This is a genomic window from Brevundimonas sp. UBA2503, assembly GCF_002341485.1.
In the GTDB taxonomy this organism is placed as follows: Bacteria; Pseudomonadota; Alphaproteobacteria; order Caulobacterales; family Caulobacteraceae; genus Brevundimonas; species Brevundimonas halotolerans.
Map to the genome: position 1 here is coordinate 1 of NZ_DDOD01000001.1, position 23,200 is coordinate 23,200.

Annotated in this window: 23 protein-coding genes; 13 read left to right on the plus strand and 10 right to left on the minus strand. The window is 66.6% G+C overall.

Translation table 11 applies throughout. The features are described 5' to 3' along the window. Window positions 1-17: 17 nt before the first annotated feature. Window positions 18-2,093, minus strand: coding sequence for a lytic transglycosylase domain-containing protein (locus B4K74_RS00005; protein WP_286691224.1), 2,076 nt, complete (start codon window positions 2,091-2,093; stop codon window positions 18-20). A gap of 105 nt (window positions 2,094-2,198) precedes the next feature. Between B4K74_RS00005 and dapA the strand changes: the two genes are divergently transcribed. Further along, window positions 2,199-3,083 (plus strand): 4-hydroxy-tetrahydrodipicolinate synthase, encoded by an 885-nt coding sequence (gene dapA / locus B4K74_RS00010; RefSeq protein ID WP_286691225.1) that lies wholly within the window; start codon window positions 2,199-2,201, stop codon window positions 3,081-3,083. Then, a complete protein-coding gene (gene smpB / locus B4K74_RS00015) occupies window positions 3,083-3,586 on the plus strand; it encodes an SsrA-binding protein SmpB (protein WP_286691226.1) in 504 nt (167 codons plus the stop codon). The genes dapA and smpB overlap by 1 nt, the downstream gene beginning before the upstream one ends. A gap of 3 nt (window positions 3,587-3,589) precedes the next feature. Here smpB and B4K74_RS00020 read toward each other — a convergent pair whose 3' ends face one another. The 3 genes from B4K74_RS00020 to B4K74_RS00030 form a co-directional block, all read right to left on the minus strand. Next, window positions 3,590-3,778 (minus strand): hypothetical protein, encoded by a 189-nt coding sequence (locus B4K74_RS00020; RefSeq protein ID WP_123286985.1) that lies wholly within the window; start codon window positions 3,776-3,778, stop codon window positions 3,590-3,592. A gap of 127 nt (window positions 3,779-3,905) precedes the next feature. After that, the gene (locus B4K74_RS00025) at window positions 3,906-4,553 is read right to left on the minus strand and encodes a uracil-DNA glycosylase (RefSeq protein WP_123286983.1); all 648 of its coding nucleotides are present in this window, start codon (window positions 4,551-4,553) and stop codon (window positions 3,906-3,908) included. Then, the gene (locus B4K74_RS00030) at window positions 4,550-5,098 is read right to left on the minus strand and encodes an NYN domain-containing protein (protein ID WP_123286982.1); all 549 of its coding nucleotides are present in this window, start codon (window positions 5,096-5,098) and stop codon (window positions 4,550-4,552) included. Before B4K74_RS00030 ends, B4K74_RS00025 begins: the two co-directional genes overlap by 4 nt. Window positions 5,099-5,128: 30 nt before the next feature. Between B4K74_RS00030 and folK the strand changes: the two genes are divergently transcribed. The 11 genes from folK to B4K74_RS00085 all read left to right on the plus strand — a co-directional run bounded on the left by folK (window position 5,129) and on the right by B4K74_RS00085 (window position 15,062). After that, window positions 5,129-5,650, plus strand: coding sequence for a 2-amino-4-hydroxy-6-hydroxymethyldihydropteridine diphosphokinase (folK, locus tag B4K74_RS00035; protein ID WP_286691227.1), 522 nt, complete (start codon window positions 5,129-5,131; stop codon window positions 5,648-5,650). Between the two features lie 84 nt (window positions 5,651-5,734). Then, window positions 5,735-6,094, plus strand: coding sequence for a DNA-directed RNA polymerase subunit omega (gene rpoZ, locus B4K74_RS00040; RefSeq protein ID WP_123286978.1), 360 nt, complete (start codon window positions 5,735-5,737; stop codon window positions 6,092-6,094). Window positions 6,095-6,249: 155 nt separating this feature from the next. After that, window positions 6,250-8,379, plus strand: coding sequence for a RelA/SpoT family protein (locus B4K74_RS00045; protein WP_286691249.1), 2,130 nt, complete (start codon window positions 6,250-6,252; stop codon window positions 8,377-8,379). Further along, window positions 8,379-9,137, plus strand: a complete 759-nt coding sequence (locus B4K74_RS00050) for an LOG family protein (RefSeq protein WP_286691228.1) — start codon at window positions 8,379-8,381, stop codon at window positions 9,135-9,137. The genes B4K74_RS00045 and B4K74_RS00050 overlap by 1 nt, the downstream gene beginning before the upstream one ends. Before the next feature lie 51 nt (window positions 9,138-9,188). Continuing rightward, the gene (gene pyrE, locus B4K74_RS00055) at window positions 9,189-9,776 is read left to right on the plus strand and encodes an orotate phosphoribosyltransferase (RefSeq protein WP_286691229.1); all 588 of its coding nucleotides are present in this window, start codon (window positions 9,189-9,191) and stop codon (window positions 9,774-9,776) included. A 3-nt stretch (window positions 9,777-9,779) separates the two neighbouring features. Beyond that, window positions 9,780-10,520, plus strand: a complete 741-nt coding sequence (locus tag B4K74_RS00060) for a pyridoxine 5'-phosphate synthase (protein ID WP_286691230.1) — start codon at window positions 9,780-9,782, stop codon at window positions 10,518-10,520. Further along, window positions 10,517-10,918, plus strand: a complete 402-nt coding sequence (acpS, locus tag B4K74_RS00065) for a holo-ACP synthase (RefSeq protein WP_123286970.1) — start codon at window positions 10,517-10,519, stop codon at window positions 10,916-10,918. The genes B4K74_RS00060 and acpS overlap by 4 nt, the downstream gene beginning before the upstream one ends. 356 nt (window positions 10,919-11,274) lie before the next feature. After that, window positions 11,275-12,165: a signal peptidase I gene (gene lepB / locus B4K74_RS00070; protein ID WP_286691250.1), complete on the plus strand. Its 891-nt coding sequence runs from the start codon at window positions 11,275-11,277 to the stop codon at window positions 12,163-12,165. A gap of 3 nt (window positions 12,166-12,168) precedes the next feature. Next, a complete protein-coding gene (rnc, locus tag B4K74_RS00075; protein WP_286691231.1) occupies window positions 12,169-12,885 on the plus strand; it encodes a ribonuclease III in 717 nt (238 codons plus the stop codon). Next, entirely contained in the window at window positions 12,882-13,838 is a 957-nt protein-coding gene (era, locus tag B4K74_RS00080) for a GTPase Era (RefSeq protein WP_123286957.1), read from the plus strand. The genes rnc and era overlap by 4 nt, the downstream gene beginning before the upstream one ends. Window positions 13,839-13,844: 6 nt before the next feature. Continuing rightward, window positions 13,845-15,062: a serine hydrolase domain-containing protein gene (locus B4K74_RS00085; protein WP_286691232.1), complete on the plus strand. Its 1,218-nt coding sequence runs from the start codon at window positions 13,845-13,847 to the stop codon at window positions 15,060-15,062. A 3-nt stretch (window positions 15,063-15,065) separates the two neighbouring features. Here B4K74_RS00085 and rsmA read toward each other — a convergent pair whose 3' ends face one another. The 6 genes from rsmA to B4K74_RS00115 all read right to left on the minus strand — a co-directional run bounded on the left by rsmA (window position 15,066) and on the right by B4K74_RS00115 (window position 23,071). Beyond that, window positions 15,066-15,875 (minus strand): 16S rRNA (adenine(1518)-N(6)/adenine(1519)-N(6))-dimethyltransferase RsmA, encoded by an 810-nt coding sequence (gene rsmA, locus B4K74_RS00090; protein ID WP_286691233.1) that lies wholly within the window; start codon window positions 15,873-15,875, stop codon window positions 15,066-15,068. Beyond that, the gene (gene pdxA / locus B4K74_RS00095) at window positions 15,872-16,867 is read right to left on the minus strand and encodes a 4-hydroxythreonine-4-phosphate dehydrogenase PdxA (RefSeq protein ID WP_286691234.1); all 996 of its coding nucleotides are present in this window, start codon (window positions 16,865-16,867) and stop codon (window positions 15,872-15,874) included. The genes rsmA and pdxA overlap by 4 nt, the downstream gene beginning before the upstream one ends. Then, window positions 16,867-18,186, minus strand: coding sequence for a peptidylprolyl isomerase (locus tag B4K74_RS00100; RefSeq protein WP_286691235.1), 1,320 nt, complete (start codon window positions 18,184-18,186; stop codon window positions 16,867-16,869). The genes pdxA and B4K74_RS00100 overlap by 1 nt, the downstream gene beginning before the upstream one ends. 123 nt (window positions 18,187-18,309) lie before the next feature. Beyond that, entirely contained in the window at window positions 18,310-20,739 is a 2,430-nt protein-coding gene (locus B4K74_RS00105; RefSeq protein WP_286691236.1) for an LPS-assembly protein LptD, read from the minus strand. A gap of 74 nt (window positions 20,740-20,813) precedes the next feature. Next, complete coding sequence (lptG, locus tag B4K74_RS00110) at window positions 20,814-21,935, minus strand: LPS export ABC transporter permease LptG (RefSeq protein WP_286691237.1); 1,122 nt, start codon at window positions 21,933-21,935, stop codon at window positions 20,814-20,816. Beyond that, window positions 21,932-23,071: an LptF/LptG family permease gene (locus B4K74_RS00115; RefSeq protein ID WP_286691238.1), complete on the minus strand. Its 1,140-nt coding sequence runs from the start codon at window positions 23,069-23,071 to the stop codon at window positions 21,932-21,934. Before B4K74_RS00115 ends, lptG begins: the two co-directional genes overlap by 4 nt. Window positions 23,072-23,200: the final 129 nt, after the last annotated feature.

Consider the following 23,200-nt stretch of genomic DNA (forward strand, 5'->3'; position numbering starts at 1 on the left):
GCTTATGAGTCCAGAACCTAGTTGGCCAGCGACAGATAGGGGGTCGGTCCGGAGCCACCGCGCGCAAGATCGGCCGAGAGGGTCAGCTCGCCGGTGCCGTCGCCCAGTCGCGCCTTGTAGATCTGCATATTCTCCATGACCCGCATCATATAGTTGCGCGTCTCGGTGAAGGGCGTGCACTCGATGAAGTCGACGGGGTCCACGATACCTCCGCGCGGGTCGCCGCAGCGGGCAATCCACTGGGGCGGGCGGGCCGGTCCGGCGTTATAGCCCACGGCTGCCAGAATCATGGACCCGCCATTGGCCACCATCAGCTCGCCGAGGTGATAGCTGCCCAGCGTCATATTATAGTCGGGGTCCCACAGGCGATCGAGCGAGTAGGGCATACCCAGACGGCGGGCGACGCCCGAGGCCGTTGATGGCAGGAACTGCATCATGCCACGCGCCCCGGCACTCGACACCACCAGCGGGTCATAGCTGGATTCCTGACGGGTGATGGCCAGGGTGAAGGGCAGGGGGGCGGCGCCCGCGACCTCGGGCGGGATGCGGATCGGGTATTGGCGCATGGGCATCAGCCAGCCGCGCTGGCTGGCGGCACGTCCGACCATCATCGAGCCGAACCGGTCGCCAAAGCCCAGCACCATATCCATCAACTGGGCGACATCGGTGGCGGCCGGCAGGGTGTCGTCGAGATGATAGGCAAAGGCCCGAAGCAGGCCCATCTCTCCGGCTTCACCCGACATACGGGCGGCCTGAACGACCTCATTGCCCTCGAAGGCCGCGCGAGCCTCGGGCGTGATCTCGGGGTCGGCGGGCAGGATGATCTGCGTCTGGCCTGCCTTTTCGGCGGCCAGCTGGCCATAGAAGGACTGGATGTGAATGGCGCCGGCGCCATAGTAGCCTCGGGCGGCGCCCATATCGCCCTGGGCCTCGGCGGCCCGACCCAGCCAGTAGAGCGCCCGCCCCTGGGTGATCGGGGTCTCGGACATCTGGCGCAGGGACTCGAAATGGCGGCCGGCCCGGGCCGGGTCATTCAGCTTCACCAGGGCGACCCAGCCGGCAAAGAATTCGGCATCGACCATGCGCTCGCCGCCGGGGAAGCCATGACCGGCCATGGAGTCATAGGCGGCCTGCCAGTTCCGGACCTCCAGCGCGTCGAGGAAATAGTTGCGGCGTTCGCTCCACAGGGTGTTCTGGCCATCGGAATGGGTCGGGGCGGCGGGCAGGCCGGCCAGCAGGCCAAAGCCCTCGGCCTCGCGGCCCTGCGAGCGCAGGATGCGGACCCGTTCGAGGACCACGGCGGGGTGACCCGCCTGGGCCGGAGTCAGTCCGGCAACGATGGCGTCGGGGGCATAGGCGGTGCGGAGCGCCAGAACGGCCTCTGCGATCGTGCGCTGTGCGGGGCTGACCCGGTTGATCATGGCGCGCGTCGCGGGACCATGCGGTCCCAGCAGCAGCATGTTCAGTCGCGCCTCATCATCGGCAGGCGCGATCCAGTTCGGCCAGATCGACCGAATGCGGCTCTGGGCGTCGAACTCGAACGACTGGTTCCGCCACCAGTCGCGGATGATCGGGCGGGCCTCGTCCGCCCGACCCGAGGCTTCGAGCGCCAGCGCCAGCCCGATGGCCCCGTCGATGGTCAGGGGCGGGTGGCCGTCGAAGAAGCCGATGACTGCTGCGGGGCTGGCCGAGCTGCGGCCAATGGCACGCTCACCGGCCATGATGCGGCTTTCGGCGCGGGGCCAGTCGGCGAAGGTGACTCGGGCGCGGGCCAGTTCCTCGAAGCTCATCAGATCGGCCGAGGTGTCGACAAGGGCCCAGTCGACCAGCTTGCGCGCGGTGGCGTTGTCGATTCCGGCTGCAAGGCTGCGGGCCCGGTCGATGTCGCGGGCGCGGGCGGCCTCAAGCGCCTGGTTGAGCAGGCGGGCCTCGGCCGCGTTCAGCAGGCGGACGGTGGCGCCATAGGGCACTTCCTGGGCGCTCGCGTCCGAGTTCGAGGACGAGAACCAGTTCACCGATGACAGGTTCGAGACCAGCACCTCGGGCGCAGGGGCACTGAGGGCCAGGATCGTGGCCAGGATCGATGTCAGCATGGTTTGTCCTAACCCCATCATCTCGGTTGCGGCAGCACGAGGCGCCCCTTACGTTCGAAACCTTCCGCAGACTCGGTAAAGCCCACGCGAAGGACCATCGTTCCCATGACCGGCCCGACTTTCAAGGGCGTGATCACCGCCTTGATCACACCTCTTCGTGACGGAAACGTGGACGACGACGCTTTGAAGGCGTTGGTCGAGCGCCAGATCGCGGCTGGCGTGCACGGCGTGGTGCCCATGGGCACGACCGGCGAGAGCGCGACCCTGACGGCGGAAGAGCACGCCTATGTGGTCGAATCCGTGGTTTCGACCGTGGCCGGTCGTATCCGCGTGATCGCAGGCGCAGGCTCGTCCTCGACCGATGTCGCCATCGACAAGGTGCGTCACGCCAAGACGGTCGGCGCTGACGGGGCGCTGGTTGTGACCCCCTATTACAACCGGCCCTCGCAAGAAGGGCTGGCCCTGCATTTCGAGGCGATCGCCGAGGCCGTGCAGCTGCCGGTGCTGCTCTACAATGTGCCCGGTCGCACGGGCGTGGACCTGTCGAATGACACGGTGGCGCGGCTGGCGAAGCACCCCAACATCGTCGGCATCAAGGACGCCACGGCGGACCTCGCCCGCGCCAGCTGGATGCGGACCCATGTCGACGGGCGTTTTGACCTGATCTCGGGCGATGACCCCAGTTTCCTCGGCTATCTGGCGCATGGTGGGCACGGGGTGATTTCAGTGACGTCCAACGTCGCGCCCGAGGCCATGGTCGCCCTGTACGACGCGGTTCAGGCCGGCGATCTGGAGAGCGCTCGTCTGTGGCAGGATCGGCTGATCGATCTGCACAAGGCACTGTTTCTGGACAATTCTCCGGCCCCGACGAAGTACGCCTTGGCGCGTCTGGGTCTGTGCAGCGAGGAGGTGCGGCTGCCGCTGGCGCCCACGGCGGATGCGGTCAGGCCTGCCATCGATCGCGCCATGAAGGCGGCGGGCGTTCAATAATGGCGCAAGCACCCGCCCAAAGGCGTCCTCAGTCGGACAAGAAGAAGTATGAGCCGAAGATCATCGCCGAGAACCGGCGCGCGCGCTTCGACTATTTTCTGGACGCGCCGGTCGAGGCCGGCATCATCCTGGTCGGCACCGAGATCAAGGCGCTAAGGGCCGGGCGCGCAAATATCGCCGAAAGCTATGCCGCCATCGAGGGGCGCGAGATCGTGCTGATCAATGCGGACATCCCGCCCTACGCCCAGGCCAACCGGTTCAACCATGAGCCGCGCCGCCCGCGAAAGCTGCTGCTGCATCGCCGCCAGATCGACCGCATGATCGGGGCTGTGCAGAAGGACGGCCAGACGCTGATCCCACTCAAGCTGTATCTGAACGAATCGGGCAAGGCGAAGGTGGAGCTGGCGCTGGCCAAGGGCAAGAAGCTGCACGACAAGCGCGAAACCTCCGCCAAACGCGACTGGCAGCGCGACAAGGCCCGCCTGCTGCGCGAAAAGGGCTGAGCCTTAGCCCAGAGGCTGCGCCTCGATGACGCCGACCAGTTGGGTCTGGCCCATACGCTCATACAGGCCCAGCGACGGCCCCTGGGCCCAGTCCCAGGCAAAGCCGGCTGCGGACAGCGCGACAGCCGCGACAACCGCCCAGAGAGCGGCTTTTCGTTCGCCGCGGGAAAAGAAGTGAGTGTTCGTACGCATGACAGCCTCCTGTGGGCCGAAACGCGGGCTCTCGCGGAGATGTTCCCGCGAAAGTTAGTCTACACGTGCGAGGGGAAAAGGATGTGTCCGGGCCGCCACATTCGCCTGTCAGGCGAACAATGTTCGATCACATTTCGATGAGGATGCGAGCCCGCTCGAAAATCTCCCGGAACATCAGGGGCGTGAGCCGCCCTGTATTCGTGTTCAACCGGGAGCAGTGATAGCTGTTCAGCAGGACGTAGGGGCCGACCCGGGCCTCGGACCCATGCCCCGGCGCCATGGCCGAGGCAGGCTTGCCCAGCGCCTTCAGCACATTGCGGCGCGAGACATCGCCCAGGGTGACGATCACCTTCAGCTGCGGCAGGGTCTGAAGGCGGGCGGTCAGGAAGGGCCGACAGGTCGCCTCTTCGGCCGGCAGGGGTTTGTTGCCGGGCGGGGCGCAGCGGACGGCATTGGTAATCATGCAGTCGAGCAGTTCCAGCCCGTCATCGGGCCGGGCGTCATAGGTGCCGCGCGCAAAGCCGGTCTCGATCAGCGTCTGATATAGCAGCCAGCCGGCGTGATCGCCGGTGAAGGGTCGACCCGTGCGGTTGGCCCCGGTGCGACCAGGGGCGAGGCCCGCCACCAGCAGCCGGGCCTGCGTGTCGCCGAACGAAGGTGCGGCGCCATTGAACCAGTCGGGTTCGCGCCGCGCATTCTCGGCGCGATAGGCCACCAGCCGGGGGCAGAGTGGACAGTCGGCGGGCGGCTCGGCGACCGGAGCAGGCGTCGTCATGCGTCTTCGCGGACCGTGCGGGGGCGGCCGTACAGAGTCTTGAGGTCGGCCAGCTCGACGAAGTCGTCAGCCTGACGGCGCAGTTCGTCGGCGATGTGCGGGGGCTGGGTTTTGAGCGTCGAGACCACCGACACCCGGCAGCCCTCCGCCTGAACCGCCTGCACGAGACGGCGGAAGTCGCCATCGCCCGAGAACAGCACGGCGTGGTCGAGCCGCGGGGCCATCTGCATCATGTCGACGGCGATCTCGACATCCATATTGCCCTTCATGCGGACATGGCCCGAGGCATCGGTAAAGCGCCGGACCGGTTTGGTCACGGTGGAGAAGCCATTGTAGCCCAGCCAGTCCACCAGCGGACGCACGGGTGAGAATTCCTCCCCCTCGACCACGGCGGTGTAGTAGTAGGCGCGGACGAAACGCGATCGTTCGCGCACGTCGTCCAGCATGGCCTTGAAGTCCAGATCGAAACTCAGCGACCGGGCAGCTGCATGAAGATTTGAGCCGTCGATGAACAGCGCAAGGCGCTCGTCAGGGTAGAGGTGCATTCTCGATGTCCTGTAAAATATGAGGGTCCGATGGACGACCCCGGAGAGAATATGAGCCCCTCTGTCATCATCGCTCTGGGCAGCAATGACAAGGGGGCCTGGCCGGATATCAGCGCCTTGCTGGACGCCGCTGTTCACGATCTGGAGAGCGCGGGACTGGGCGACGTTCGCCGCTCGCGCTGGTGGCGGTCGGCCGCCTGGCCCGACCCGACCGATCCGCCGTTTCTGAATGGCGTGGCGCAAGGCGCGTGGGCCGGGACAGCGCTTGAACTGATGACCACGCTTTCCGGCATTGAGGCGCGCTTTGGGCGCGAACGGTCGGTGAAAAATGCGCCCCGGATGCTGGACCTCGACCTGATCGACTTCAGTGGACAGGTGCTGAACTTGCCCGATCTGATCCTCCCCCACCCGCGGGCCGTCGATCGCGTCTTCGTCATGGGGCCGCTGGCCGAGATAGACCCGGACTGGAGGGATCCTGTCTCCGGACGCCCGGTCACTGCGCTGGTCGAGACCGCCCGCGTCGGACGCGACGCGGTGCCGCTGGATCGCTAGACGCCTCATTCCTGCCGATGTGGCGTTGCACAATGGGCGGGAAGTCTCTATTTTGTCTGGTTCTCCCAGAGTTCGAGGAAATTCATGGCTCGCGTCACTGTCGAAGACTGCATCCAAAGGGTGCCGAACCGTTTTGGTCTGGTCCTGCTGGCCGGTCACCGCGCCCGCAACATCGCCAAGGGCGAGGCGCTGACCATTGATCGCGACAATGACAAGAACCCGGTCGTCGCCCTGCGCGAACTGGCTGACGACACTGTGTCGCCGGATGAACTGAGCGAGAACCTGATCACCACCCTGCAACGGGTGGATGAGCGCACCGAGGCCGAGGATGAGGCCGAGACCCGCGCCCTGCTGGCCGAGCCGCAGCACATGAACATGGCCGAGGCCGAACTGATCCGTGCGCTGCAAAGCGACCGTGACGGCGGCCAGGAGGAGCGCTACTGACAGCGGAACCGAACACGGTTGTTCCACTCCGCCCGAAGCGGTCCCGTATCGCCCCGGTAGCCAAACTTGTCGAAGCTGAAACGCCTTCCCCTGCGGCTCTCGAGAAGCCGCGGGTCGAGCGCGTGCGCGTGCTACGCCAGTTCGAACTGGTGGAGATGGTCAAGGCCTATGACCCGTCTGCGGACGAGGCGCTGATCAACAAGGCCTATGTCTATGCGATGAAGATGCACGGCTCGCAGCTGCGGGCCTCGGGCGACCCCTACTTCGCCCATCCGATTCAGGTCGCGGGCATCCTGACGGACTACAAGCTCGACACTGCCACCATCGTCACCGCCCTGCTGCACGATGTGGTCGAGGACACTTCGGCGACGCGCGACGACATCGCCGCCATGTTCGGCGAAGAGGTTGCGGAACTGGTCGAGGGCGTGACCAAGCTGAGCCGCCTCGAGCTTCAGGCCGAGCATACCCGTCAGGCCGAGAACCTGCGGAAATTCATCCTCGCCATTTCCCGCGACGTCCGGGTGCTGCTGGTCAAGCTTGCCGACCGGCTGCACAACATGCGCACCCTCCATTACGTGAAGCCCGAGAAGCGCGAGCGGATCAGCCGCGAGACGCTGGAGGTCTATGCGCCGCTGGGCCGGTCGATCGGCATCCATTCGATCGCCCTCGAGCTTGAGGAACTGGCCTTCGAGCATCTGAACCCGATCGCGCACACCGCCATCAAGCGGCGGCTGGAGGCGCTGAAGCAGGAGCAGGGCACGGCGCTGGAAGACGTGGCCCAGGAGGTCCAGGACCTGCTGGTGGCCAAGGGTGTAGAGGCCGAGGTCATCGGTCGCCAAAAGACGCCCTATTCCATCTGGCGCAAGCTGCAGCGCAAGTCGGTCGGCTTTTCGACCCTGTCGGACATCTATGCCTTTCGGGTGATCGTCGACAGCGAGGACGACTGCTACCGGGCGCTGGGCGTGATCCACCGGGCCTGGCCGATGGTGCCGGACCGGTTCAAGGACTTCATCTCGACCCCCAAGTCGAACAACTATCGTTCAATCCACACGACCCTGGTCGGCCGGGGCGGGGTGCGCATCGAGACCCAGATCCGGACGCGCGACATGGACCGGATCGCCGAGGACGGCGTCGCCGCCCACTGGCGCTACAAGAACAAGTCCTACGGCTTTGACCGCGAGGCGATGGAGCGTTCCGGTGGACGCGATCCGCTGGAGAACCTGCGACGTCTGGTCCAGATCATCGAAACGGGCGAGGGCGGCGACGACTGGGTCGAGCATGCCAAGCTGGAGATGTTCCTCGATCAGGTGTTCGTCTTCACGCCCAAGGGCCAGCTGATCACCTTGCCACGCGGGGCCATGCCGCTGGACTTTGCCTTTGCCGTCCATACCGAGGTCGGCGAGACCGCCGTCGGCGTGAAGATCAACGGCGAGCTGAAGCCGATGCGGACCCAGCTGGTCAATGGCGACGTCGTTGAGATCATTCGCGGGGCCAAGCGTGAGGTACCGGTCGACTGGCGCTCGCTGACGGTGACGGGGCGTGCACGCTCGTCGATCCGCCGCACGATCCGCAGTTCGGAGCGCGAGGAGTTCCACAAACTGGGGCGTTCAACGCTTGAGCAGACCCTGTCACGCGCGGGCAAGAAGTTGAGCGAACTGGCGCTGACCCCGGTGCTTGAGACCCTGTCGATCGAGTCCGAGGAGGCCCTGTTCGAAGCGATCGGGCGCGGGCAGGTGCAGGCGATCAAGGTCGTCGAGATGCTGTTCCCGGCGCTCAAGGGCCAGGTCAAGGTCGCCCACGACCGGCGCAGGATCGAGGAGAGCGAGGCCCAGCTGTACGTTCGGGGCAGCGGCCTGACGCCGGGCATCAGCATCCACTTTGGCCACTGTTGTTCGCCGCTGCCGGGCGACCGCATCGTCGGCATTCTGGAGCCGGAGCGCGGTCTGACGGTGCACACCATCGACTGCGGCCGACTGGTCGAGTTCAGCGACGACGACAGCCTGTGGCAGGACCTGCAGTGGACCCCCCGCGCCGAGATGAACGCGACGGCAGCCTCGCGGCTCAAGGCCACTATCCGCAATGCCCCGGGCGTGCTGGGGCAGGTCGCCACCCAGATCGGCGAGGCGGGCGGCAATATCCTCAACCTGGTCATGACCCACCGGCAGCAGGACTTCTTTGACGTGGAGATCGACGTCGAGGTCCGCGATGCCCGCCATGCCACGACCCTGATGGCGGCGCTGCGGGCCAATGCCTTTGTCGATTCGGTCGAACGCGTGCGCGGCTGATGGCGGATCGCCCGTCCGACAATACGGCCCAGAGGGCCTCGCCGTCCTATCGCCTGCCGGCGCTCGATCAGGACTTTCTGCTGGGCGACTCCATGCGGGGCGTGCGGTTCCTGCTGGAATACGCCAAGGCCGAGGAGGCGCTCAGGGCATGGGGCGTGCGCTCGACCATCGTCGTGTTCGGCAGCGCCCGCGTGAAGCCCGGCACGCCCTGGTACGACACGGCGCGCGCGTTCGGCCGCCTCGCCTCCGAGCGGGGCGGGGCCCTGGACGGCGCGGTCGGGGAACTGCGCAACAACGTCATCGCCACCGGCGGCGGGCCGGGGATCATGGAAGCGGCCAACCGTGGCGCGACGGACGTGGGCGCCCCTTCCGTGGGTTTCAACATCACCCTGCCGCACGAGCAGGAGCCCAACGCCTGGTCGACGCCGGAGCTGACATTTCGCTCTCACTATTTCGCCATGCGCAAGATGCATCTGGCCATGCGCGCCAATGCGCTGGTGGTGTTTCCGGGCGGCTTTGGCACCTTTGACGAGCTGTTCGAACTGCTGACCCTGCGCCAAACCGACAAAGCCCCGCCGATCCCCATCGTCCTCGTGGACCGGGCCTATTGGACGTCGATCCTCAATTTCGAGGCGATGGTCGAGCACGGCATGATCGCCAAAAAGGACCTCGACCTGATGGGATTTGCCGATGACGCCGAGGGCATCTGGCGCGAACTGCTGGCCCGTGGCCTGAAGCCGCACCAGAACCTGGAATAAGGCCGCGCTTCGGTCTTTCCTCCGGCCGCCTGAGGGGTCTAGAAACGGCGCATGAACACCGAAGACGTCCTGACCGAATTTCGCGATGCCGGGGCCCTGCGCGAGGGCCATTTCGTGCTGTCCTCGGGGCTGCACAGCCCGGTCTTCCTGCAGAAAAATCTGGTGTTCATGGATACCGCCCGCTGCGAGCGGTTGTGCAAGGCTTTGGCCGACAAGATCACGGCGACGGTCGGGGCGGTCGATGTGGCCATCTCACCGGCCGTAGGCGGGATCATCCCCGGCTATGAGACCGCGCGGCATCTGAAGGTCCGCTCTCTCTACGTCGAACGCGAGGGCGGCGAGTTCAAGCTGCGGCGCGGCTTTACGGTCGAGCCGGGCGAGCGCGTTGTCATGGTCGAGGACATCGTCACCACCGGCCTGTCGTCGCGCGAATGCATCGAGGCGATCCGCAAGGCGGGCGGCGAGGTCGTGGCGGCCGCCTGCATCGTCGACCGGTCGGGGGGCAGGGCGGACGTGGGCGTGCCGCTGATCGCGCTGGCGACGCTGGATGTGCCCGCATACCCGGCCGACGCCCTGCCGCCCGAACTGGCCGCCCTGCCGGTCGAGGACCCGGGCAGCCGCAGACTGGCAAAGGGATAGACCATGGCCGAGCGGGTGCGTCTGGGGGTCAATATCGACCATGTGGCCACGGTGCGGAATGCCCGGGGCGGCCTGCATCCCGATCCGGTCCGCGCGGCCGAGCAGGCGCTCGCCGCAGGGGCCGACGGCATCACCGCCCATCTGCGCGAGGACCGCCGCCACATCACCGATCCGGATATCGAAGCCTTGAGCGTCCTGTGTGCCCGCGCCGGGCGACCGCTCAATTTCGAAATGGCCCTGACGCAGGAGATGCTGGACATCGCCCTGCGCCACCGGCCCCACGCAGTCTGCATCGTGCCCGAACGCCGCGAGGAGGTGACGACCGAGGGCGGGCTGAACGTGCAGGCCCACATCGGGCCGCTGTTCTTTGCTGTGCAGCAGCTGAAGGAGGCCGGCATCCGCGTCTCCCTGTTCATCGATCCGTCGAAACAGCAGGTGATGGCCGCGACCGGTGTCGGCGCCCAGGTAGTCGAGTTTCATACGGGTCGGTACTGCCACGTCGAGGGCGAGGCGCGTCGCGCGGCCTTTCAGGAGCTGACCGAGGCGGTGGCGATGGCGCACAGCGTCGGCCTTGAGGTCCATGCCGGGCACGGGCTGGACTATGAGACCGCAGCCGAGATCGCGACCTTGCCGCAGATCCGCGAGCTCAACATCGGCCATTTCCTGATCGGCGAGGCCATCTTCATCGGTCTGGACGAGGCCATTGCCCGGATGCGGTCCGCCATCGACGGAGCGGCGTTTTGATCGTCGGGGTCGGCGCCGATCTGTGCGATATCCGCCGCATCCAGACCTCGCTGGACCGCTTCGGCGACCGCTTCAAACAGCGCTGCTTCACCGAGCTGGAACGCACCCGCTCCGACCGCAAGCCGGACCCGGCCTGGAGCTACGCCAAGCGGTTCGCGGCCAAGGAGGCGTGCGCCAAGGCACTGGGTACCGGCATGCGGGCCGATGTCTACTGGCGCGACATGGGGGTGGTGAACCTGCCCAGTGGTCGGCCGACCCTGATACTGACCGGACATGCCGCCGAGCATCTGGCGCGACTGACACCGTCAGGCCACACTTCCAGCATCCACTTGACGCTCAGCGACGAGCATCCTTATGCGCTCGCCTTCGTGGTGATCGAAGTCTTGCCCGTCACATAATCAGGCTATAGGCCTGTCACGCTTGCGCGCGGCACACCGGGGGTTCTGCAATGACCGAAGAGAACAAGACGACCGAGACGGACGATCACGCCGCGCCCGACGCGGCGCCGACGCCCGAGCCGGTCGAGACGGGCACGGCTCACGTCGAACCGGCTGCGGCCGAGCCCACGACGCACGAGACCGAAGGATCCGTATCGCACGCCGAGCCTGAGCCCGCCGTCGAGGTGACGCCGGACGTCGAGCCCGTCGTGGCCCCGGAAGAAGCGGCTGAGCCTGTGGCTGCAGCCGAGCCCGAACCCGATCATTCGCCCGAGCCCGAGCCCGAGCCCGAGCCCGAGCCCGCCCCGGCGGAAGCTATGACCCCGCCGCCCGAGCCGATCGCCGCTGCCCTTGCGGCCGCCTCGTCCGGTGCCGACCCTGAGTCCTCGCGTCGCCCGGTCTGGAGCGACGAGGGCGATGCCCACGACGGGGATGACGGCGACGACGGCGGTGACGATTCCGACGGCGGGAAAAGCGACAAGAACGAGTGGGTCGAGATCATCAAGACCGTCGCCATCGCCCTGTTCATCGCCATTCTGCTGCGAATCTTCCTGTTCCAGCCCTTCACCATTCCGTCGGCCTCGATGGAGCCGAACCTGTACGAGGGCGACTACATCGTCGTGTCCAAATGGACCTACGGCTATTCGAAGCACGCCATCCCTTACAGCCCGCCGCTGTTCGAGGGCCGCATCATGGACAATGCGCCGGAGCGCGGTGACATCGCCGTCTTCAAACTGCCGAGCGACAACAAGACCGACTACATCAAGCGCGTGATCGGTGTGCCCGGCGACCGGGTGCAGATGATCAACAATGTCCTGCACATCAACGGCGAGCCGGTCGAGAACGTCGTCGTCACCGGCGAACAGGTGGCTGACATGTTCAACGGCCAGACGGTCACCACCCTGCGCGAGACCCTCCCGAACGGCCGTAGCTACCAGATCCAGGACTTCGGCCCGAACTACAGCCTCGACAACACTCCGGTGTTCGAGGTGCCCGAGGGCTACTACTTCATGATGGGTGACAACCGCGACAACTCGATCGACAGCCGCGAACAGTCGGCCATGGGGGTCGGCCTGGTCCCCGCAGAGAACCTGATCGGCAAGGCCGAGATGATCCTGTTCTCGTGGAACGAGGGGGCGTCGCTCTGGAACCCGGTCAGCTGGTTCAGCAAGGTTCGCCTGGACCGCTTCTTCACCGTCCTGAAATAGGGGATGGCGGATCGCCGGAATAAGGCTGTCCGGGCGCTGGCCCAGACGCTGGGATATGAGTTCCGCGATCCGTCCCTGCTGGAACGCGCCCTGACCCACCCCAGCGTGGGTGAGGGTGCGGCCCACGACGCCGTCGGGCGTCCCATTCTGGATAACCAGAGGCTGGAGTTCTTCGGCGACCGGGTACTGGGCCTGCTGGTCGCCGAACGGCTAATGCGCGACTTCCCCCAGGCGGATGAGGGTGAGATGTCCTCGCGCCTGCACGGTCTGGTCGACAAGGCCGCCTGTGCGCGGGTGGGTGAGGCCGCCGGCGTGGGACCGGCCCTGCGCATGTCCCCCGGCGAGAGCAAACAGGGCGGGCGGCGCCGCGACGGCATCCTGGCCGACGCCATGGAAGCCATTCTGGCCGCGATCTATTTCGACGGCGGCCTGGATGCGGCCCGCACGGCATTCGACCACCTGTGGCGAAACGAACTGGAAAACCCGTCCTCGCGCAGCCTCAGCAATCCGAAATCGTCGTTGCAGGAGTGGTCGCTCAAGGTTGGGCGGGGGCTGCCAGCCTATCGCGTGGTCGAGCGAACCGGCAGTGACCACGCCCCGACCTTCCGTGTCGAAGTGACGATCAGCGGCACGGATGCCTTGACCGCGACCGGTCGTTCGCGTCAGGAGGCGGAGAAAGCGGCCGCCCTGGCCCTGATGAAGCGTGAAGGCGTGATTTGACCTCAGATACCTCCCAGACCGGAACGCGGGCCGGCTTCGTCGCCGTGATCGGCGCGCCCAATGCCGGCAAATCGACGCTGGTCAACCGGCTGACGGGCTCCAAGGTGTCGATCGTCACCCAGAAGGTGCAGACTACACGCTTTCCCGTGCGGGGCATCGTCATGGACGGCCAGACCCAGATGGTGCTGGTGGATACGCCCGGCATCTTTAACCCGCGGCGCAGGCTGGACCGCGCCATGGTCGCCTCGGCCTGGGAAGGCGCAGAGGAGGCCGACGCCGTCGTGCATCTGGTCGACACCTCGGCCCAGATGGCCATCGGGGAGGGTAAGGGCTCGCCCGCTGACCGTCGCTCGGTCGAGGATGTCGAGACCATCATCCAGGCCCTGAAGGGCCGCGACAGCAAGGCGATCCTGGCGCTCAACAAGATCGACGGCCTGAAGCGCGAGTCGATGCTGGCCGTGATGACCGAGCTGTTCAACACGGGGGTTTACAGCGACGTCTTCCTGATTTCGGCGGCGACCGGCGACGGGGTGCTGGATCTCAAGGCCCACCTCTCGGGCCTGATGCCGGAAAGCCCCTGGCTGTATCCCGAGGATCAGAGCGCGGACCTGCCGCTGCGGGTTCTGGCGGCCGAGATCACGCGGGAAAAGGTGTTCCTGCGGGTGCACGAGGAACTGCCCTATTCGGCGGCGGTCGAAACCACAGCCTTCGAGGAGCGCGACGACGGCTCTGTCCGGATCGAGCAGACCATCTATGTCGAGCGCGAGAGCCAGCGGCCGATCGTTCTGGGCCGCTCGGGCCAGACCCTGAAATGGATCGGCCAGAAGTCTCGCGAGGAGCTGACCCTGCTGATGGACCGGCCGGTTCACCTGTTCCTGACGGTCAAGGTCGATCCGAAATGGCAGGACTCACGCGCTCTTTATGCCCAGTTCGGCCTGACTTTCGATATCTAGGGTCGGATGAGACCCTTACCGATTCTTGCAGGGCTGGCGGCCCTGGCTGTGCTGATCTCGTCCGCCTGGGCGGTGACGGTGCGAACCGACGCCGGTCAGGACACGGCCGAGGCTGCGTCGGGGCCTTCCATCCGCGTCCGCCCACCGGTTGTGGCGGTCGAGGACCTGCCGCAGCTGAAGGCGTCGCTCGATGATCTGGCGGCTCGCGACAGGTTTGCCGGCGCTGTGCTGGTTGCGCGCGGGGATCAGGTGTTGTTCCGGCAGGTCTATGGCATGGCGGATCGCGAAGCCGGTCGCCCGTTCCAGCTGGACACCCCTGTGCGGTTGGCCTCGGTCAGCAAGATGTTCACCGCCGCCGCCATCCTGCGCCTTCAGGACGAGGGCGTGCTGAGCGTCGGTGATCCGGTCTGCGACTGGATCACCGACTGTCCGGAGGCCTGGGCCGACATTCGCATCGGCCATCTGATCTCGCACCAGTCGGGCATCCCCGACCTGATGGCGCGCCCCGGCTGGGGCACCCGGCGCGTGACCCCGGCGACCCTCGAAGAGCTGACGCGGGACAGCGCCCTCTATAATCTGCAGTTCGAGCCGGGCACGGACCTGCGCTACAACAACGCCGGCTTCAATCTGGCGGCCGCCGTGGTCGAGGCCGCAACGCGTTTGCCCTTTCAGCGCTATCTGGAGCAGGCCTTCTTTGAGCCGCTGGGGATGAGCCGGACCGGCTTTGACGCAGTGCCCGGGCTGGCCATGGGCTATGCCGACTTCCCTGCGGGGATCACGCCCCAGCCCGAGGCGAATGTCAGCATCATTCCGGGCGCGGGCGCCCTGTCCTCGACCATGGACGACCTGCTGGCCTGGGCCTGGGCGCTGCATCGGGGCGGGCTACTGAGCCCGAAGGCCTATGCGGCATTGATTGCGGACCATGCGCCGGGCGACACCCCTGAGGAGCGCCGGGGCGGTCCGCGTCGGCACTGGGGCTATGGCCTGTTCAGCCGGGCGCTGGGACAGCAGGTCGAGCCGGCCTTCGACGACCGTCAGATCTATCACACCGGCAGCTGGTCCGGTTTCCGCAACATGATGGTCTGGCAGCCCGACGCCGGGATTGTCGTGATCGTCCTGTCGAACAACTACCACCGGCGGGAAGAGGTGTTCCTGATCAGTCAGCAGGCTGTGGCCGAGGCCCTCGGACGCCCCTTCCCGGAGCGTCTGGCCCCGCGAGACTGATCGTCAGGCGAGCGCGTCGGCCAGCCGCAGAAAGCCGACGATGTCGATGGTCTCGGCCCGGGCGTCCGGTTCGATCCCGGCGGCCTCGCACAGGGTCGCGCCGCCGAGAGGCTTGAGACTGGAACGCAGCATCTTGCGGCGCTGGCCAAAGGCTGCGGCGGTCACCCGCTCCAGCTTGCGGATACGGTCGTCGGCCAGCCGCTCGGCATGGGGCACCAGATGCACGACCGCCGAGGCCACCTTGGGCGGCGGGGTAAAGGCGGCCGCAGGCAGAGTCATGACCATGCGCGCCTCGCACAGGGCCTGGCTGATGACGGCGAGCCGGCCATAGGCGTCGTCGTCGGGCTGGGCCACCACGCGCTGGGCGACCTCCTTCTGGAACATCAGCGTCATCGAAGCGGGCGTCCACGGACCCGTCAGCCATTTGATCAGCAGGGCGGTGCCGACATTGTAGGGCAGGTTCGACACCAGATGGGCCGGACCATCGACCAGTGACCGCTCATCGACCTTGAGGGCGTCGCCCTCGACCAGATGCAGGCGACCGCTGCCGTCATCGAGTTCGCCGAGAAGGGGCAGAAAGCGCGCGTCCTTCTCGACGGCGACCACCCGACCGGCGTCGCTCTCCATCAGGGCACGCGTCAGACCGCCGGGGCCGGGGCCGACCTCGATCACGGCGTCGCCCGCAAACGGTCCGGCCAGCCGTGCGATCTTGCGCGTGACATTGAGGTCCAGCAGGAAATGCTGGCCGAAGCTCTTCTTCGCCATCAGCCCGTGGGCGTCCAGCGACTCTCGCAGGGAAGGCAGGTCGGTCATGCGGCAGCGATCCGGCGGTCGGCCATGGTGCGGGCGAGGGTCAGGGCGGCAATCAGGCTGTCGGGCCGGGCGATGCCGCGCCCGGCGATGTCGAAGCCGGTCCCGTGGTCGGGCGAGGTCCGCACCACGGGCAGACCCAGACTGACATTCACCCCGCCCCAGAAGTCGAGGGTCTTCACCGGGATCAGGGCCTGATCATGATACAGGCACAGGACGGCGTCATAGGTGGCGCGGGCCTCGTCGTGGAACAGGGTGTCGGCCGGGCGGGGGTCGCTGATGTCCAGCCCTTCGGCCCTGAGGGCGCTGGCAGCCGGGATCAGGACCTCCTGCTCCTCCAGACCGATCGAGCCACCTTCGCCCGCATGTGGATTGAGCCCCGCCAGCGCCAGACGCGGGCGTGCGATGCCGAAATCGCGGATCAAGGCCTCATGAACCACGCGGGCCACGCGGCTGACCCGCTCCGCCGTGACCATCTCGGGCACCTGCGACAGGGGTGTGTGGATCGTGACCAGACAGGCGCGCAGATCCATGGCCGTCAGCATCATCACCGGTCCGCGCGTCTGGCCCCACGGGGTGTCTGCCGTCAGTTCGGCGATAAACTCCGTATGGCCCGGAAAGCGAAAGCCGGCCTGATAGAGCGGCGCCTTGGCGATCGGGGCCGTGACCATCCCCGCAGTCGTGCCGTCGAGGCACAGCCGAACCGCCGATTCGATCCAGCCGGTGATGGCTGGGGCATGGGCCGGATCGGGCTGTCCGGGGGTAACCGGGGCGCTCAGAGGATGATCCAGCACCGGGATGGCGCGGTCGAACCCCGCGGCGGCTGACCCCGGATCCGTCACGACTTCGACCGGGGCATGCGCGGCCATCCACCGCGCGTCGCCGACGACGACGAACGGGCAGGGGCGCGCTTTCCAGGCGGCGGCGATGATCTCGGGGCCCACGCCGGCCGGATCGCCCATGGACAGGGCAAGCGGCGGCCGGGGCCGGGTCATCACTTCATCTCGATCAGGGCGTCGGCGCGCAGATCGCGCATATAGCGACGGCCCAGCATGGCCAGATTGGCGCGCAGCAGCTGCGATTCGACGTCGCGGTAGGTCGGCATGTCCGCCGATCCGACGCGGCGACCGCAAACGCCCACCAGATGCAGACCCAGCGGCGTGCGGATCGGTTCGCTGACCTGGCCCACTTCGGCCGAGCGCGCGAACGGCTGGAACTGCGGCGCCAGGTTCAGAACGTCACTTTCGCCGAGGTCGGACCCCAGCAGGCCGGGCTCGGACGCGGCACGTGCGACCATCGTCTGACAGGTCAGTTCCGGACGGACGGCCATCAGGCGCCGGGCCGCGGCCTCGACCTCCGCATCGGTCGCGGTTTCAGGCAGTTCGACCATGATCTGGCTCAACTGTACCAGGCTGGTGGCCGACCCTTCTCGCTTGTCGCGCATGTAGATGATGTAGACGCCACCCTCGACAACGATGGGGTTGGACAGCTGGCCGATGTCGAGGTTGTCGAAGGCCTGCTGCAGGGCGGGGGCGACCGTGCCCTCGACCACCCAGCCGGCATCGCCGCCGCGCACGGCTGTCGGTGCGGCCGAGAACTGTTGGGCCACAGCCTGGAAGGGCGCACCCTGTATCATCTGCTGGATCAGCTGCTGGCCGCCGGTGATGGCGGACTGCATGCCCCCGACCCGGTTGGCGTCGATGTAGATCTCGCCGATCAGGTACTGCTTCTTGGTGGCGGCTTCCTCGTATTTGCGGAGGCTTTGTTCGACCTGGCTGCGACTGACGCGAGCCCGGCTGGCAAAGCGGCCGCCGACCAGTTCGCGCCAACCGATGGCGGTGCGGATCTGTTCGCGGATGGTACGCGCGTGAATGCCGGCCGAGGCCAGGGCCTGCATATACTGGTCGGGCGCCATGCCGGCCTGTTCGGCCATGGCGGCGATTTCGGCATCGACATCCGCATCTGTAATGATCAGCGTCGGAAATTTGGCGATCTCTTCGGCCTGAAGGTGCTCCTCGATGAGCATGTCCAGGGCTTCGCGCTGGATCTGGGCGACGTTCTCGGCGGTCGGCTGGACCTCGCTCATGATGATGATCAGCAGCATCCGCTGACGCAGATCAAAGCCGGTTATAATCCGGTCATTCACCGTGGCGACAATGCCGTCGGCCAGGACGAACTGAGGCTCAGCCACTGCACGCGGCTGGGCCGGACGGTTGGCTGCCGGGTCGAGGGTGCCTGCCGAGGTCGGCGCAGTCTGGGCGAGGGCCGGGCTGGCCATGGCCAGAAGCGCCGCAACCGCGATCACTGTACGCATGAAACGCATGGTTCGTTCTTAGTCCTCATACCGGTTCGGCGCAGGAGCCCCGTATCAACTCAGCCCCGTATCAACGTAGATCGGCGCGAGGTCAAACTCGCTGGCGCGTGTCCAAGCCCCCGCCTACCAGCGCCTTTCATTCCGGTCATAGCCTGACCCTCCAAAAGTGGCGAGGTTTAGGCGGATGTAGACGCCGTCGGACGGACCGCTGGGTCTGACCCGGGTGTTGTCGCGTCGATAGCCGACTTCGAACCGGAAACAATCGTCGTCAAACAGCAGGCCGATTTCCGAACGCGTGATCAGGTCGCGCTCCAGATCCATCACCCCCGCGCCGGCAATGCCCCAATTGCCCCAGATGAACTCCTGGCCGCGCAGTTCGACGAACTCATAGTTGCGGTTCAGGGGGCCGCCGAGGGGGTTCGAGCGATCAACGATATAGGTGACCGAGGCCCGGTCCCGGCGACGCCAGGTCGCCTCGACCGACGCTTCTGCCCGGCGGATATTGCCCGAGTCGTCGATCGTGGCATGGGCCCAGCCGCGCACGCCTTCAGACGGCGCGAAACTGCCCTGCACCACCCAGTCGGACGATGCCGAGACCAGGCCGTTCGGATCGTAAAAGGCCGGGGGTGCCAACGGGTCCGGGTTGGGGATCAGGGCCCTGAGACCGGGCTCATCATCGTCGCGCCAGCTCTTGCCGATGAACAGCGAAGCTTCGCGCGCCTCGCCCCAGCGATAGGTGGCCCGCGTGCCCAGGGTCAGGCGCACGCCGCCCTCATAGAGGTCGTAGCCGGGAAACCGATCCATCCGGAACAGGGAGTTTTCGTCCAGCTCCAGCGTCTGGCTGTCTTCATTGGGGATGCGGGGGTCGAGGTCGGTCGCGGTGGAGACAGACAACTGGGCCCGGGGCTCCACGATCAGGTCTCCGCCCCCGGCAAATGTCCGCACCAGCGGATAGCGGACGTCCAGACCCGCGCTGAACCGGCCCCGGCTGAGGGTTTGCGTGCCAGCCTCGAAGGGTGCGGGCAAATCGTCGAGCGAATACAGGTCCACCCGTCCGTCGACAAACGGCTCCCAGATCACCCCGGCCCGGCTGACGAAGGCCCGGCGCCAGTCGAGCTGCCCGCTGACCCGGCGACTGTCGACGCCCGACAGGCCGGCCGGCACCGGATCAGGGACGATCTCGGGGCGAAGGACAGGACTGCCGACGAAATCGTCGCGGAACAGCGCGACCGACGAACCGCTCAGGCGCAGACGTCCGCCCATCACCTCGCCGCGCGGCTCCCACCGGGCCGTGATCAGGGGCGCGACCACCGGCAGGCTGCTGTCGGACTCGAACACATTCAGGCCGGGCGCGGCCTCATTCGGAATGGCAACCCTCAGGCTCTGGATGTCGAAGGCTGCGAGCGAGACATAGCTGCGCCGCGTCTGGTGCTCAGCATAGATCTGGCTGATCAGGCGGCGCTCGTCGCCATAGTAGAGGCCATTGTCCGGATAGGGATTGCGCACGTCATAGCGGTCGAACAGCGTCTTGTCGGAGACCCGCTCGACCGTGAAACCCCAGCGCCAGGGTCCGTCCGGATCAAAGCGCCCATGGGCAAGAAGATAGCTGCGATGCTCCCGATCCAGCGGCGTGGCGACATCGTCAATGCCGTCGCCGTCGATATCGAAATCCCCGAAGGTCCGCTCATAGGTATAGCCGCTGCGGACTTCGACGGTGCCGTCCGCAAAGCGCCTGCGCCACTGCACATTCAGGAGGGGGGCGACGCTGGTATTCAGTTGCGGGCTGATCAGCCAGTCCTCTGAGGGCGAGACGACGATCAGATAGGGCTGTTCGTATGAAACGCCCCGTTCCTCGTCGAAATCGATGATCGGCACCAGAAAGCCGCTGGCCCGCTCGACCGTTGGATCCGGGTGACCGAAGAACGGCAGGTAAAGAACCGGCACGCCACCGATCTTGAAGATGGCATTGCGATACAGGATGGCCCGCAGGGCTTCGTCCTGGACCACGCGCTCGGCCTGAATGGAAATGCTGGGTGTCTTGGGCCGGCCCTCCTCGTCGCAGATCGGGCAGGGGGTGAAGAGGGCGTAGTTGAGCTCGTTCAGCGTATCCGAACGGCGCACGGCCGTGGCCGCCATCAGGCTGGCACCGTTCTCGAGGCGGGTGGCGAAATCGACCGCGATACCGGTCTGCAGGTCGTCTTCCAGTTCGAGAAGGGATGCAAAGACGACCGTCCCATCCGGGGCGGTCAGCTCAACCTCGCCCGAGGCGCTGGCGGTCTGGTTCGCCAGGTCATAGTCGATGCGACGCGCCTGCAGCGTGTGATCGCGGAACCGGGCGAACACGCGGGCGCCATCGGCTGGGCCCTCGGCCGTCAGCACATCGCCGTCGCGGGAGACCGATCCTGCATCCATGTAGACGGCCTCGGCGGCAAGGCCATCCGCCGAGCCAGCAGCAGGAGCGGGTGGCGTGGCGTCCTGTGCGAAAGCCTGACCGGCCAGAAACAGGGGCCCGCACGCCAGCGTGGCGACGCCCGCCAGCAGACGCCCGCGCAAATGGCGGTGTCGCGGGGCCCCTTGGCCGGACGAAATCCTGTCTTGCTTCACGTCAACCTCAAGCGGGGGCGGGCTCAGCCGTCCTCGGTATAGAACAGCAGGGTGAAGGCCGCGAGCCCGGTCAGCACCGGAGGCAACCATGCGGCCAGGAACGGCGGAATCACCTCTGCCGTCCCGAACGCCGCGAAGGTCTGATTTACGAAGAAAAAGGCGAAACCGAGGATGACGGCCGCAATCGACATGCGCGCCAGATCACCAAGCCGCATCAGGCGCAGGGAAAAGGCCGCCGCCAGAATCGACATGGCGGCGAACATCAGGGGCGTGGCCAAAAGCTGGTGCAGCCGCAACCGATAGGCTGTCGACGAAAAGCCCGCCTGCTCGACGCGCCGGATCTGGGTCGGCAGGGCCCACAGGGAGGTCGACTGGGGGCGGGCGAACCGGGCGAACGCCTCATCCCGCGCCAGGCTGGAGGGCAGGTCCAGCCGGGCATAGGACACAGCCCGCTGGCCGGTCTGGGCCCCGACCGCATCGGTCAGACGCCAGCTGCCCGAGGTCAGGGCCGCCGAGGCCGCATCAATCCGCTCGACGAAGCTCAGCGCGCCGCCCTCGCCGACCGTATAGATGAAGACCGTTACGTCCTGCAGTTGGGCCGTGGCGCTGTTCTGCCACGCCGCGCGGATGATCATCTGGCGCTGGCTGTCGCCCTCGCGGATCCAGACGGCCTTGGGCTGGTCGATTTCCACCGGGGCTGAGGACAGCCGAGTGCGCTCCCGCTGGAACAGGCCATCGCCCCAGGCGGCGACGGGGCCAAGTACGGTGATGGTCAGCACACCGAAGATCAGTGCGGTTCCGGCCGCCGGCAGCACGAATCGCCAAGCCGAAAGCCCGGCGGCCCGCATGGCGATTAACTCGCTGCGTCGGTTGAGGCCGACATAGGCCGCCAGCGTCCCGAACAGGAAGACGAACGGCATCAGCTGCAGGATCACCGCCGGAGACTTCATCCCCATCAGGCCGAGGATACGCAGGGCCGACAGGTCAACGTCCGAGCCAACGCCGCGAGAAATCTCGACGAAGTCGATCAACATAATCAAGCTGGCGATCACCGCCAGGGCCACCGTCAGGGCGAGGGCCTGCTGAATCAGGACGTAACGTTCGATGCGCCCGAGGCTGAGGATGCGGGTGGCCCTGAAACTCATGCGCCGGCACCCCGCGGCAGCAGCGCCCGGATGTCGAACAGGGCCAGGCGTCGACCGCGCCTCGGCGTGCGGAACAGCATGGCGGTGGCGAGCCCTGCCACAACCAGCGGGAAGGCGTACTGCAGGATGTTCAGCCAGGGGGTCCATGCCGCCGCTGCGACAAGGCCATAGCCAAAAATGCGAACCAGCAAAAAGACCGCCGCCGCCTTGGCGACCCGTATGCCGTAGCCCGTACGGCTGAACGATCCGGCCAGGATCGCCGCCAGCGCCAGCGCCATCGCCGTCAGGGCATAGAGCGGCGAGGCCAGCCGCGAGTGCCCCTCGGCCATCAGCTCATTGCGGGTCCCGACCGAGGGAATCATCTCGGGCCGGGGCATGAACAGGTCGCTGAGACCCAGGTCGGCTGGCTTGAAGCGCGGTTGATCGGCCACCTCGGCAAAGGCGCCCAGCGGAAAGACATAGGTGTCGAACGACAACAGGTTCAGCACCCCCGCCGACGAATAGCGCTGGCTGGATCCGCCGATCAGGGTCAGCATCGGCTCCCCGTCCACCCGGCCGAACCGGGCCTCGGTGGCGTTCCAGGTCTCGGTGGTTCCGTCGTTCTCGATGTAGATGAACAGGTTTTTCAGCAGGCCGTTCTGCTCGATCTCCTGCACATAGACGGTCAGCCCGTCGGGGCCCTGAACGAATTCGCCTTCCTCGACCAGCAGGGCCGCAAGATCGGACCGCACGGCAAAGGCTTCGGTGCGCGCCGTCGTCTGCGACCAGGGCTGCACCACGGCATTGATCAGCAGCCCGAGCGCTACGACGATCAGGGCCAGCCGCACGGCCGGGCGGATCAGGGCGGTGCGGGTCAGGCCTGCGGCCTGCGCCGCTGTCAGTTCCTGTTCGCGCTGCAAACGCGTCAGGGCGATCAGCGCGCCGACAAACAGGCCGATGGGCAGGACGACCCCCAGCAACTGGGGCACGGCCAGCAGGGTCAGCTTGAGCATCAGCCACAGGCTCTGGCCGCGCTCGACCACGAATTCCAGCTGTTCAAGACTCTGACTCAGCACGCCGATTCCCACCAGCGCACCGCACGCCCCGGCGACCGGCAGGAGCAGCTGGCGAAAAAGGTAGCCTTGAATCAGGGTCATGCGTGGGAAATTTTCGCCCGGTTGCAGGCTGTGTCGATAACGCCCATCTATTACACACGGAGGCGCGCGGACGAAACGGAACGTCGCCATTTGTATTTGTGTTTGAAACCCGGAGTGACCGCTCCGGCT